Genomic DNA, 13,331 nt, shown 5'->3' with positions numbered 1-13,331 from the left:
CTTGGGCTTGAATAAAATAATAGGTTTACTAGATTTTATTTATAGAGCCAAGGCCTGAAAACCCAATCACTTTTTTTTCATTTTTTTATAGGCCAAATAATAAAAATTACGATATTTGCGCCATTATGAAGTTATAGAAATTATGTACACCATAGATGTCATAGGGTTTAGGCCAAAAAAGTAATCGATTTTCCATTCGATTTGCTGGACATCTTCATTCTTCTTTCAACATAATTTCTTTACATAATGACACACAATAATACACTTACTTTAAAAAAGCTTTTTCAATATTTTATAACTGCAGTAACCGGCAAGGAGACTGAATTTACTACAGGAAGTATTCGAAAGGCCATATTTATGCTTTCCATCCCCATGATACTGGAGATGATGATGGAATCCATTTTTGCCATCGTGGATATTGCCTACGTTTCGCAAGTCAGTGTAAACGCCGTGGCAACGATTGGTCTCACTGAATCGGTTATCACTTTGGTATATGCAGTAGCCATTGGTCTTAGTATGGCGGCGACGGCGGTGGTGGCTAGGAGAATAGGCGAACAGGACATTCAGGGTGCAAGGCAATCGGCAGTACAGGCAATCTTGTTAGGTATTTTGGTAGCTGTTTTAGTAGGTATAATAGGATTCCTGTACGCCCGGGAAATTTTGGCGCTAATGGGGGCCGAACAGGACCTTATCGATGAGGGATATGGATATACCAAATGGCTCATTGGCGGCAATATCACTATTTTGTTGCTGTTCTTGATCAATGCTATTTTTAGGGGAGCCGGTGATGCTTCTATCGCCATGTGGACACTGGTTTTGTCCAACGGCTTGAATATTATCCTTGATCCTATATTTATCTTTGGATTGGGGCCTATTCCGGAATTCGGGGTCATGGGGGCTGCCATAGCTACCAATATTGGTAGAGGAACAGCGGTTTTATTCCAATTGGGGATACTATTTTTTGGCTGGGGCCGTATAAAGCTTGTAGCCAAGGATATTGTACTGAATCTCAAGGTGATGTTCAACCTTGTAAAAGTGTCTTTGGGAGGTATTGCCCAATTTCTGATAGGAACTTCAAGCTGGGTATTCTTAATGCGGATTATTTCCGAATTTGGAAGTGAGGTATTGGCCGGATACACCATCGCGATTCGTGTAATGCTGTTTACCTTGATGCCCTCTTGGGGGATGAGCAATGCGGCAGCAACTTTGGTAGGTCAAAACCTTGGGGCAAAACAACCTGATCGTGCAGAAACTTCCGTATGGAAAACTGGAAAGTACAATGCCTATTTTATGGCTCTTGTTTCCATTATCTATTTGCTTTTTGCAAAGACCATTGTAGGTTGGTTCAATGATAATCCCGTAGTGGTTGAGAATGGAGGCTTGTGTTTGCAAATAATTGCGGCAGGGTATATTTTTTACGCCTATGGTATGGTTATTACCCAGGCCTTTAACGGTGCCGGGGATACCGGCACGCCTACAAAGATCAATTTCATGTCTTTTTGGCTGTTTCAATTACCCGTGGCCTATTTAGGCGCCTTTACGTTTAATCTGGGTGCCACTGGCGTTTTTATTGCCATTACCACCGCCGAGGTTTTGCTCGCCATAATAGCAATTGTTTGGTTTAAAAAAGGCAATTGGAAGCGGGTAGAGGTTTGAACCGTTTTCTTAACTTTGATTACTTTCAATGCAATTGGAAATGGACAAGAAGAAAAATGGACTCAATACTATTTGTACCCACGCGGGCGAACTAAGGGACAATGAATTCAAAGGTGCCATCGCCCCGTTGTATATGAGCACGTCCTACGCTTTTGACGATGTGGATGTAAAACGATATCCCCGGTATTTCAATACGCCCAACCAGGAAGCGCTAGGCAAAAAAATAGCTGCTTTGGAGCATACCGAAGCAGCTTTGATTTTTGGCAGTGGAATGGCCGCTATAAGCACTACCATGTTGGCCTTTTTGAAATCTGGCGATCATGTTGTACTCCAACAAACTTTGTATGGGGGTACCTACCACCTCATTGTCGAGGAATTTAATAAATTCGGTATTGAATATTCATTTACCCAAGGATGGCGACCGGAAGACTTTGAAGACCTAGTTAAGGAAAACACTAGGGTAATTTATGTCGAAACCCCTTCCAATCCACTGCTGACCATTACGGATTTATCAAGGATAGCCGGAATTGCAAAAAAGTACGGTCTCATTTCAATGATAGACAATACCTTTGCGAGTCCCGTAAATCAAAATCCGATTGATTTTGGAATTGATATCGTTATCCATAGTGCTACCAAGTACATGGGCGGGCATTCCGATATTTGTGCCGGTGTTGTGGCATCTACCCAGGAAAACATTGCCCCTATCTTTGGTTTGGCCAAGAATTTGGGTGGAAGTTTGAGCGACTATACCGTCTGGTTGTTGGAACGAAGTATAAAAACCATGGGTATCCGGGTGAAGGCACAGAACGAAAATGCACGGCGGATGGCCGAGTTCCTTGCCTCACATGGTGATATCCAGAAAGTCTATTACCCAGGCTTACCGGACCATCCAGATCATACTATTGCAAAATCCCAAATGAAAGGCTTTGGAGGGATGCTTTCCTTTGAGCTCAATGAAAGTTTGGATGCCCGGCAATTTCAAAAAGCATTGGGTTTGATCAAATCTTCCATGAGCTTGGCGGGAGTGGAAAGTACGGTCTTGTCACCGGCGCTTACGTCGCATGCCCTTTTAGGTGCCGAAGAGCGAAAAAGACAAGGAATCTCCAACGCCCTCATACGATTTTCGGTTGGCATAGAGGAGACGGAGGATTTAATAGCGGATATAGAGGAGGCCCTGAAAAAGGTGAAAAAAGTACATAAAGGCCAGTTGCAATAATGAAAGGGACAATTAAGGCAGCAATAGGCTTGTTTTTTAACTAAACTATAAAAATGAAATTAGACATACTCGTGTTCGGGGCCCATCCAGATGATGCTGAATTAGGTGCCGGAGCCACTATCGCAAAAGAGATTGCCAATGGTAAGAAAGTTGGTATTATAGACCTTACCAGAGGAGAACTTGGAACTAGGGGGTCCGCAGAAATACGTGACAGAGAGGCCGCCAAGGCAGCGGAGATTCTAGGGGTAGCGATACGGGAAAACATGGAATTTGCAGACGGTTTCTTTGTAAACGACAAGGCCCATCAATTGGCCATAATCCGCATGATTCGAAAATATCAACCGGAAATTGTGCTCTGCAACGCAATAGACGATCGTCATATCGATCATGCCAAAGGAAGCAAATTAGTAAGCGATGCCTGTTTCTTAAGTGGGTTGATAAAAATTAATACTAAAGCGGAAGGTGATGATATATGGCAAGCCCCTTGGAGGCCTAAGCAAGTGTATCACTTCATCCAATGGAAAAATCTAAAACCCGATTTTGCAGTGGATGTATCTGGGTTCATTGAAAAAAAGAATGAGGCCATTTTGGCCTATGGTTCACAGTTTCACGACCCAAAAAGCAAAGATCCCGAAACGCCAATAAGCAGTAAGAATTTTTTGGATAGCGTCAATTATAGAGCAAGGGATTTGGGAAGATTGATAGGCGTTGAACATGCCGAAGGATTTACGGTAGAGCGGCCTTTGGCGGTAAGGGACTTACACGCCCTTATTTAAACCGCTTTTTGGTATTCCTTACTGGCTTTGGGGACCGTAAAAAAGAAGGTCGACCCTTTTCTAAGGTAGCTTTCCACCCAAATGGTCCCGCCATTTTTTTCCACCATTTCCTTACATAGGGAGAGCCCAAGACCCGTACCTTTTTCATTGTTTGTGCCGTAGGTAGTTACGTTGTGGTTATCCTCAAATATTTTTTTCTGGGTCTCCCGATCCATTCCGACACCTGAGTCGCGCACCGAGATTTCCCAATGTTCGTTCTTTTCCGTTGCCTTAATGGTTATCATTCCATCTTTAGGGGTGAATTTTAGTGCATTGCTTATCAGGTTCCGGATAACGATGTCTATTTGGTTCGCATCTGACCATACCATGGTGTTCGGGGTAAGTTGACTTGTAATCTTAATGGATTTGTTCGTGGCAATTTCGGAAAGCAGATTTATATTTTCCTCAACTATATTTTCCAGGGGTATGATCCGAGGTTTTGTGGTTGCACCGTTCATTTGGGACTGGCCCCAAGAGAGAAGATTGTTTAAGGTGAAGGCGATATGATCTATATCCGTGCGCAATTTTGGGATGAAACTTAAGAACTCGGTTTGGTCGATTTCCTTTTCCTTGAAAAGCTTTAACAACCCCTGGAAAGCCCCAATGGGGCCCCTTAGATCGTGACCAATAATTGAAAAGAGTTTATCCTTGGTCTCGTTGATTTCCCGTAGCTTGGAATCATTTTGTTCCAATTCCTGCGCTTTTACCTGCAATGCTTTGTTGAGTTTTTTCTGAATTTTTTCCCCTCGATGTACAAGGAAGGTGACTACCACAAAGATCAAAAGAATGGCAAGTGCAGCATTGACATAGTTTTGCTGGGTAGCCAATGCAATCTCATTTTCACGGACCAAGGCCAGTTTTTGTTTCTCATGCTCAACCTTGGCCTTTAGCATCGTAAGGCTTTTTTGGTTTTCGTTACGGGAAAGTGTATCCGAAAACCTTTGGTAGATTTCATGATACTTTAAAGCAACGGCGTAATCCTTCTTGTTTTTATTGATTTTGTATAGGGTCCTAGCACATTTTTGGGCCCCTTCCATAAAATTGATTTTTGTGGAAACTTCATAGGCCCTAAGGGCGTAGTATTGTGAAATACTATCATTTTTAAGACCAAGATGTGCTTCGGCCATTCCATTCAATAAGTCAATTTCCCCTCGGTCATCATCCAATTTTTTATGAAGCATTTCAGCTTGATTATACCAGTATAAGGCCCACTTGTATTTTTTTTGCTTCAAGTAGGTCTTTCCTTTTATTTCATAGGCAAAGGCAAGCCAATCCCTAATGTCATGTTTTTCAAAAACAGTAATGCTGCTGTTTATGTTAAACATGGCATAATCCAATTTCCCCATGTCGGCGTAAGCAGAAGCCATGTTGCTCATGGTCTCCGCAGAAGTCACTTCATTGCCAATTTTTTGATTTATTTTTTTAACGATCTCATAAAACTCTAGGGCCTGTTTATAGTCCTTTTGCGACACATATAAATTTGCTATGTTTTCATTTAGGATGGATAACATAAGCTTGTTATCCACGCGCTTGGCAATTTGAATACTCTCCAGATATCCGCTGAGGGCCTTGGCGTAATCGCCCATATAACCATACTCACCGGCCAAATTATTCTTTAATCGGAGTATGAGTCCCGGTTTGTTTATTTCTTCCGCCAATAGTAAGGCATCCTCATAACGACATATTCCCTTTTTGTGCTCTCCTCGGTCAGAGTAATAATAGCCCATACCCATAATGGAAATGGTTTTTCCCTTTTTATAATCTATGGATTCGCTTAGGGAAAATGCTTTCTTGGAAAGAAGTAAAAGACTGTCCAGATCGTAGAACCTCAATTCTCTGGCCAGATCATTGAGCAGATTAATGTATACCGTATCTTTGGGGTTAAAGTCTGCCTTGCCCTGTATTTTGCCAATTTCAGTTTCAATATGTTCCCGTTTAGTGGGTTGGGCCAGAATACATTGTATGGAGAAAATTCCGGCCATACACAACAATACGTGCGATTTCCAGTGAAATGATAGGAAAGGAAAGTAGGCAATGAGCCGTAACATGCTGGATTCTCTTATAACGACTTAAAATTAATTTCTCATGGCCAGCCAGTCTAATTAATGTTGTGAAACGGCATTTTTTGTGTGTTTGTCGGTGCAAATGGGTATTTCATCGATTATTCCTAGAAATGAGCCATTCCGAAAGGTGATTAAACCTTAAAATAGCCCAGTCAGATTTTGAAAGATCGATCAAAAAAAATTACCTTTGCAACCGCTTTGTAAATGGTGGTTGTAGCTCAGCTGGTTAGAGCGCTGGATTGTGGTTCCAGAGGTCGCCGGTTCGAACCCGGTCTTCCACCCGATTTTTAGTTCAAAAAGTCCTGCCTCTCTGAGATGGGACTTTTTATTTACTGACCTTGTCCACGATTACCTTTTGATCTCTGTTGGCCACTTCCCATGCCGTATGAAAAATCAACCTTGATCGGTTCTTTAGCAGATCGTAGTTGATTTTATCCGGGGTATCACTAGGCCTATGGTAATCATTATGCGTACCATTGAAGTAAAAGATTATGGGAATATTGTTTTTGGCGAAATTATAGTGATCACTTCTGTAGTAAAATCGATTTGGATCGTTCTCGTCATTGTAGGTGTAATCCAGTTCCAGATTTGTATATTTTTTGTTTACATCCTCTGAAAGTTGGTGAAGATCGGTGCTTAATTTGTCAGAACCTATGAGATAGATGTAATTTCTATTCCCTTCCCGTTTGGGATCTATTCTACCTATCATATCTATGTTTAAGTTGGCCACAGTCTGTTTCAAGGGAAAAATAGGTTCAAAATCGGTATAGTACAAAGATCCTAAAAGCCCTTTTTCCTCACCCGTAACATGCAGGAAAACAATGGAACGTTTAGGGCCCATGCCCACATCGGCCGCTTTTTTAAAGGCTTCAGCAATCTCTAACATGGCTACCGTTCCGGAACCATCATCGTCCGCACCATTGTTGATATCACCATCCGGAGCAACTCCAATGTGATCCAAATGTGATGAAATGATAACATATTCATCCGGTTTTTCCGACCCTTTGAGAATGGCGATCACATTTTCGGAATTTATTATTTCGTTTTGGCTCTTTACCTTAAATTCCAATTGAACGGGAATTGTCTTTGAAGTCGACTCATTCTCGATTTCAGGAAATAAGACTTTGGCAAAATCCGTATTTATAAAAAATTTTAAAAACGCTTGATCGGCATTGGATCGCAGGCCCATTCTTCCATTATCATTGTTTTTCATATATCGAAACTGGCTTTTAAACCTGCTAAAATTCCCGGGGTCATAATACAAAATACCTTTGGCCCCCTTGTCCGAAGCCAGTTTCATTCGCTTGCCCAGCGATTCCGAAAGATTACTCCAAATAGACTTTTCCTTGGTACCGGAAATCGTATAGGAACCGTCCCTATTCTTAGGCTCGCCGGATTTCACCAAAACCATTTTTCCAGCAACGTCCAATCCATCATAATCGGAATATTGCTCTTCCTCAATACCATATCCCGCATAGACGATTTCCGCATGGGAACCATCAGCTGCATTAAAGGTTAGGATATGTGTACCAATAGGGTATTCCTGGGAATTAAGGACAACACTCCCCGTGGGCAATTGGGTAATTTCCAGGGGCACATCCTGAAAATAACTACCATCTCCCTTGGCAGCGGGAATGCCTAGTTTTGTATACTCCGTCTTTAAATACTCCACTGCTTTTTTCTGGCCGGGCCTTCCGGTTTCCCTACCCTCGAATTCATCGGACGCATAGGTGTAGAGATGCTCCTTTAACTCCGCTTCCGTAATAGTCTCCGCAAAGGAAATCGAATTGATCTCCAGTGTCGAATCCTGTACGTTTTCCACTATAGTTTTCTGTGAAGAATTACAGGCCATGAATAGGCCTAAAATTGCAAAAACTGTATTTTTAATCATGTTTTACAGAGTAATATCCAAAATCCATCAAAAATAGTGAAAATATAGCGAACAGAAGTTTAACCCCAACAAAACCAATAGGGTAGGAAAGGTATGCTGCGACATGGCTTCAAAGGATTTCTGCCGGTGCTATATGATTGAATTCATTACAAAAAAAGTCATTGCGCCAAGTACGCTATCGGAGCCTCAGACCAAAATACTCATCGCTTTAGTACCGGTGGGCCGAATAACAAAAACAAAGTGGGTTCCACGTCGCTGTTGGCCCTTTTCCTGAGTATGGCAAATGCTTTGGTCATGTGATACTCTATAGTCTTTTTGGAGACATTTAGATATTCCGCTATTTCAATATTGCTCAGACCGTCCTGTTTGCTCATAAGGAATATTTCCTTGCATTTGGGCGGAAGGTTTTGAATTTCCCGTTGTACCCTAAAAAGCAGTTTTTCAAAAAAAGCCTCGTCCCTTGTTACGAGTCTGTCCAGTTCCTCAATGTACTTTTTTTCCAAGGCGGTAACTGACTTCCGTTTTCTATACTGATCGATGAACTCATTGTGTGCGGATTTGTAAAGGAAGCTTTTAATTGTGTATTCGGCGTTCAGATTTTTCCGTCTTTCCCAAGTCCGTATAAACACGTTTTGTACGATATCCTCGGCTTGATCCTTGTCGTTCACCAAACTATTGACATAGACACATAACCTATGGTGGTACTTATCAACCAAGAAGGAATAGGCCTTTTCATTTCCATCCTTTAAACATTGTATCAAGCTTGCATTATTATCAAAATCGACCATCATAAATAAGAAAATGACATTTTTATGAGATATTTTTCCCACAATGTATAAAAATTTTATGAAAAATTTAGGGTTTTGAAAAATGAGTTCGTAAACGAAGTATACGCCATGGGTAAATCGGAGATAAAGAACATAATAACAAACTACTTCACCCAATCTATTACTTCCGAGGAACTGGATTCCTTGATATCATGGTTGGAAAAGAAAGGCAATCTAAAGACCTTCAGGTCTTTTGTAGAAATCAACTATACAATAAACTACGCCATGGGGCAGTACAATTCCGATAGGACGAAAAAACGTTTGCTAGAGAAGATCAAAAAGGACAAAAGCGCCTATCAAAAATTTAGACTTGGAAGGTTGTTAAAGTATGCTGCCGTTGCCATGGTGTTTTTGGGAATTGGGTTAGTGTATAAACAGGTTTCTACTTCCAATAAAGATGTAGAACCCGAAATGGATTCTACCGATAAGATTACCTTGCAACTATCAGATGGCAGTACAAAAGTGCTCTCGGGCGAAGGGACTACTTCCGTGTTGGATAAAAAAGGGTATCGCATTGGGTTGCAGAATGGCAACCAACTGGTTTATCATAAATCCTCGGCTGGGAAAAAGTTGGTATTCAATACCCTTAAGGTACCCTATGGGAAAAGGTTTATGCTAGTACTGTCCGATGGTACCAAGGTTCATCTCAACGCCGGTACCACCTTGCGATATCCAGTAGAATTTATAAGGGGCACAAATAGACAGGTGTTCTTGGAAGGCGAAGCTTATTTTGATGTGGCCAAAGATGAGAAACGTCCTTTTTTGATAAATGTAGATGAGCTCAACATTCAAGTTTTGGGAACCCGATTCAACCTTTCCGCCTATCCCGAAGATGAGATGGTAAAGACCGTATTGGTAGAGGGGTCGGTCGGTTTTTTTGAAACGGGGCAGGATTTTGATGAAAAGGATCATATTAGTCTACAACCTGGTTTTATGGCCACATGGCAAAAGGAAGACAGATCTATAGCTTATAAGGAGGTAGATACTCATATCTACACAGGTTGGATGGACGGTAAAATAATCTTCAAACATATCCCTTTTAAGGACATTTTAAAAAAATTGGAACGGAACTATGATGTTAGGATAATAAATAACAACAAGGCTTTGGACGATGTGCGCTTCACCGCTAGTTTCGATACAGAAACCATGGCACAGATTCTCAATGCCTTCAATAAGAGCCATCCCTTACATTTTGAAATAAGGGAAGACAATCAGATAATTATAGAACCTTAAGAAATTGGAATGCCTATGAAACAAAACTCTTGACAACTAACTCAAAAAAAGAAAATCGGAAAATGCTGGCACATTTCCCGATTGGATTTAGAGTGATTTAAAACTTACGTTAACCATCTAAATTACAGCAAAGATATGAAAATCCCGATGAAGAGAATAGGGAGGGCAACTCCCTATTCATTGAAGCTCCATCTCAAAATGAAACTTGCCCTATACCTTTTTGTCGTTTCCTTTTTTCAGGCCCAAGGAGGTATGTACGACGCCTTGGACACCAAAATCACCCTGCAACTTCAAGATGTAAGTGTTGAAAAGGTATTGAAGGAAATAGAGTCGCTTACGGAATTCAAGGTATTATACAGTGATGACCAGGTGGATTATGAACGGAAGGTTACGGTCAACTATATAGAGGAACCTGTAACCTATGTGCTAACCGATTTGTTCGAGGGAACCTTTACGAAGTTCGAGGTCTTTGAAACCCAAATCATATTGACCAAAAAGAAACCATTGGACATTGTGGATATAAAGGTTTCGATCCCTCCCCTGCAACAATTGGTTACAGGGACAGTTACGGATACGAATGGCTCACCGATTCCTGGAATCTCAGTGGTTGAAAAAAATACGACAAATGGGGTCGCAACCGATTTTGACGGAAATTATACCATTGAACTCTTAGAGGATAATGCAGTTTTGGTTTTTAGCGGATTGGGCTATGCAACAAAGGAAATTCCCGTAGGTGGGTCCAGTACCATTAATGTTTCCCTATCAGAGGATTCCGAAGAATTGGATGAGGTTGTGGTTACTGCCCTTGGTATTCGGAAAGATGCCAGAAAATTAGGGTATGCCGTTTCAAAGGTAGACGGCGAAGAATTGAATGTAAATAGGACCACCAATTTTATGAGCACCCTGCAAGGTAAAGTGGCAGGTGTCAATGTCTCCTCTCTGGGTACGGGGCCTGGTGGATCTACCAAGGTGAGGTTACGGGGTCAGTCCTCCATTGGAGGAACAAATACACCTTTATTGGTAGTCAACGGCGTACCTGTCGATAACACTTCTTTTGGAACAAATCCAAGAAGTACAGGAGGTGAAAATAGTGCTACTAGTGGTGGAGGCATTACCTCTGACGGTGGAGACGGTTTTTCCAGTATAAACCCGGATGATATTGAAAGTATGACCGTCTTAAAGGGTGCCGCTGCCGCTGCGCTCTATGGGTCGCGGGCCAAGGATGGCGTAATCATGATAACCACCAAGACTAGAGGCGAAGGCCAAGGTATTGGAGTAACCTATAATCTCAATATTGTAAATCAAACCCCGCTAGATTTCACGGACTATCAATATGAATACGGTCAAGGGGAAAACGGGGTACGGCCTACCTCTGCAAATCCTACTTCTGGACAATGGTCTTTTGGAGAGCGATTTCAACCGGGGATGACACAGATTTTATTTGATGGCATCGAGGTACCCTATGTCCCGCAATTTGATCGAATAAAGAAGTTCTACCGCGATGGTTTGGACGTTACCCATTCTATAGCTATGTCCGGGGGCAATGAAAAAGGTGGATTCAATCTCTCACTTTCCAATCTGGCAAGTCAGGGTATAACCCCCAATAACGAATTTGAACGAAGAACTGTGAACTTAGGGCTAAGCTATGATCTGTCCGATGAATTGAACGTCACCACCACCGTCAACTATTCCAATGAACAAAATACCAATCCTCCCAACGTGGCCCAACAGGACAATACCATTCCAGTGGCCTTGTATAATATGGCCAACTCCATGCCGTTGGATTTGTTGGACGCAAACAAATTTAATGCAGAAGGGAACGAATTTGTCTATTCCCGTTTCCGGAATAGGACCAATCCCTATTTTACACTCTCCGAGCAGTTTAACAATATTGAGCGAGATCGTATTTTCGGTAATATTGCTTTGCGATATAAAATACTACCATGGCTTTCTTTGCAAGGAAGGGTCGGCCAGGATTACTGGTCCCGGGATCAGGATTATAATAACTATCCTACGGGACAGGCTTCCAGACAACCCGCTCCGGAAGGTTTTGTAAATGGTAGGTATACCCAGGAATCCAGAAGATTTAGGGAAACCAACATTGACTTTCTCCTAACGGCAACAAGGCAATTTGGCGATTTTGGGGTGGATGTTAATGTGGGAGGTAACCTCATGGAACAAAAATCCCAAATCAACAGAGTAGTCGGTACGGATTTTGTTATACGTGATTTATATACGGTACAAAATGCCCGAATAAAAGATCCCACTTATGATCTTTTTACTAGAGGGGTCAATTCGTTATATGGTGCGGCAGAACTTTCCTATAAGGATACCTATTATTTGAATGCTACATTGCGCAATGACTGGTTCTCTACCTTATCCCCCGATAATAGAAGCATTTTGTATCCCTCCGTTACGGGGAGTTATATCTTCTCCAATAATTTAAACGTGGACTGGCTGACTTTTGGGAAAATACGTGCAGCCTATGCCGAAGTGGGCAGCGATACGGATGTACGACCTTTTTCCGATCAATTGTTCTATAATATCGATGCCAATTTGTTTCCAACTCCCAATGGCAACCTCAGTCCTGTTGCAGGGGCGGACGGAAATATATTGCCTAATCCGGATCTTAGGCCAATGCGCGTCAAGGAGACCGAGATTGGTCTAGACCTTAGATTTTTGGATAATAGACTGCGTTTGGATTTGGCCGTTTACCGGAAGACGACCTTTGACCAAATCGTAACAGCGCAAATTTCAAATTCCTCCGGTTTTGTAAATCAACTTATCAATAGTGGAGAGAGCAGAAACGATGGTGTGGAGGCCTTGTTAAATGTGGTACCTGTTCAAACCGAGGATTTCCAATGGGATGCTTCCTTCAATATAGCTTACAATAAGACCAAGGTAATTAGTCTACTTACGGACGAGCCGGGAGAACGAATATTGGTTGGTAGACATGTATTCAATGGCTTCCTGTATCAAGTTGTGGGAGAGGAAATTGGGCAATTGGCCGGTTTTGGTTTTCAAAGGGATGATCAAGGCAGACAAGTCTTTGCCGATGATGGCCGGCCCTTACGTACTGATGATATTGTGTTCTTTGGAAGTGCTATTCCAAACTATATCGGTGGTATTACCAATAGTTTCCGGTATAAGGATTTTGATTTCTCCTTTCTTATAGACTTCAGATTAGGTAACGATATGATTTCCGGTACCAACTTTAATGCAACACGGCACGGCCTACATAAAATGACACTTCCGGGTAGGGAAACCGGCGTGGTGGGCGTAGGCGTAAACCAAGCAGGAGAGGTGAATACTGTAGCCACGGAATCACAACGCTATTGGGAAGTAGTACGTTCGCAACAGCTCATAGAACCGATAGTGTACAATGCGGGCTACTGGAAACTACGACAGATAACACTGGGTTATGATTTTAGTAAACTTATTCCAGAAAAATTCTTCCTTAAAAGTGCCAAGCTTAGTCTTGTAGCCAATAATGTGCTTATACTCAAGAAGTGGGTACCCAATATTGATCCCGATTCGTTTGGATTTACTTCGGATAATGTATCGGGATTGGAATCTACGGGAGTACCGACCACTCGGGCTATAGGATTTAACTTGAACTGTAAATTTTAA

8 protein-coding genes and 1 tRNA gene are annotated in these 13,331 nt (G+C 41.9%); 6 read left to right on the top strand and 3 right to left on the bottom strand.

Features of this window, described 5'->3' with window-relative positions; translation table 11 throughout:
* Positions 1-246 precede the first annotated feature (246 nt).
* The 3 genes from Q0993_RS14965 to bshB1 are packed head-to-tail and all read left to right on the top strand — an operon-like array spanning position 247 to position 3,648.
* Complete coding sequence (locus Q0993_RS14965; protein ID WP_299534448.1) at positions 247-1,656, top strand: MATE family efflux transporter; 1,410 nt, start codon at positions 247-249, stop codon at positions 1,654-1,656.
* 40 nt (positions 1,657-1,696) lie between these two features.
* Positions 1,697-2,872, top strand: a complete 1,176-nt coding sequence (locus Q0993_RS14960; protein WP_299534446.1) for a PLP-dependent aspartate aminotransferase family protein — start codon at positions 1,697-1,699, stop codon at positions 2,870-2,872.
* 53 nt (positions 2,873-2,925) lie between these two features.
* Positions 2,926-3,648: a bacillithiol biosynthesis deacetylase BshB1 gene (gene bshB1 / locus Q0993_RS14955; protein ID WP_299534443.1), complete on the top strand. Its 723-nt coding sequence runs from the start codon at positions 2,926-2,928 to the stop codon at positions 3,646-3,648.
* Here bshB1 and Q0993_RS14950 read toward each other — a convergent pair.
* Complete coding sequence (locus Q0993_RS14950) at positions 3,645-5,669, bottom strand: tetratricopeptide repeat-containing sensor histidine kinase (protein WP_299534441.1); 2,025 nt, start codon at positions 5,667-5,669, stop codon at positions 3,645-3,647. The genes bshB1 and Q0993_RS14950 overlap by 4 nt on opposite strands.
* Before the next feature lie 287 nt (positions 5,670-5,956).
* Here Q0993_RS14950 and Q0993_RS14945 point away from each other — a divergent pair.
* Positions 5,957-6,032, top strand: a tRNA-His gene (locus Q0993_RS14945).
* Between the two features lie 43 nt (positions 6,033-6,075).
* Here the strand turns inward: Q0993_RS14945 and Q0993_RS14940 are convergent.
* Positions 6,076-7,641 (bottom strand): M28 family peptidase, encoded by a 1,566-nt coding sequence (locus Q0993_RS14940; protein ID WP_299534438.1) that lies wholly within the window; start codon positions 7,639-7,641, stop codon positions 6,076-6,078.
* 200 nt (positions 7,642-7,841) lie between these two features.
* Entirely contained in the window at positions 7,842-8,471 is a 630-nt protein-coding gene (locus Q0993_RS14935) for an RNA polymerase sigma factor (RefSeq protein WP_299534435.1), read from the bottom strand.
* A 33-nt stretch (positions 8,472-8,504) separates the two neighbouring features.
* On the opposite strand from Q0993_RS14935, the gene Q0993_RS14930 reads away from it, so the two are divergent.
* Together Q0993_RS14930 and Q0993_RS14925 are read left to right on the top strand one after the other, a co-directional pair.
* Positions 8,505-9,701 carry a FecR domain-containing protein gene (locus Q0993_RS14930; protein WP_299534433.1) on the top strand — a complete coding sequence of 399 codons (1,197 nt, stop codon included), beginning with the start codon at positions 8,505-8,507 and terminating at the stop codon, positions 9,699-9,701.
* Positions 9,702-9,836: 135 nt separating this feature from the next.
* Positions 9,837-13,331: a SusC/RagA family TonB-linked outer membrane protein gene (locus tag Q0993_RS14925; protein ID WP_299534431.1), complete on the top strand. Its 3,495-nt coding sequence runs from the start codon at positions 9,837-9,839 to the stop codon at positions 13,329-13,331.

Source organism: Ulvibacterium sp. (genome assembly GCF_028285715.1).
Lineage (GTDB): Bacteria > Bacteroidota > Bacteroidia > Flavobacteriales > Flavobacteriaceae > Ulvibacterium.
This window is presented reverse-complemented; position numbering and strand designations above follow the sequence as displayed.

Coding starts and splice junctions, on each gene's coding strand:
- Q0993_RS14940 (WP_299534438.1), bottom strand. CDS start 7,641: ATGATTAAAAATACAGTTTTTGCAATTTTAGGCCTATTCATGGCCTGT.
- Q0993_RS14925 (WP_299534431.1), top strand. CDS start 9,837: ATGAAAATCCCGATGAAGAGAATAGGGAGGGCAACTCCCTATTCATTG.
- Q0993_RS14950 (WP_299534441.1), bottom strand. CDS start 5,669: ATGGCCGGAATTTTCTCCATACAATGTATTCTGGCCCAACCCACTAAA.
- Q0993_RS14965 (WP_299534448.1), top strand. CDS start 247: ATGACACACAATAATACACTTACTTTAAAAAAGCTTTTTCAATATTTT.
- Q0993_RS14960 (WP_299534446.1), top strand. CDS start 1,697: ATGGACAAGAAGAAAAATGGACTCAATACTATTTGTACCCACGCGGGC.
- bshB1 (WP_299534443.1), top strand. CDS start 2,926: ATGAAATTAGACATACTCGTGTTCGGGGCCCATCCAGATGATGCTGAA.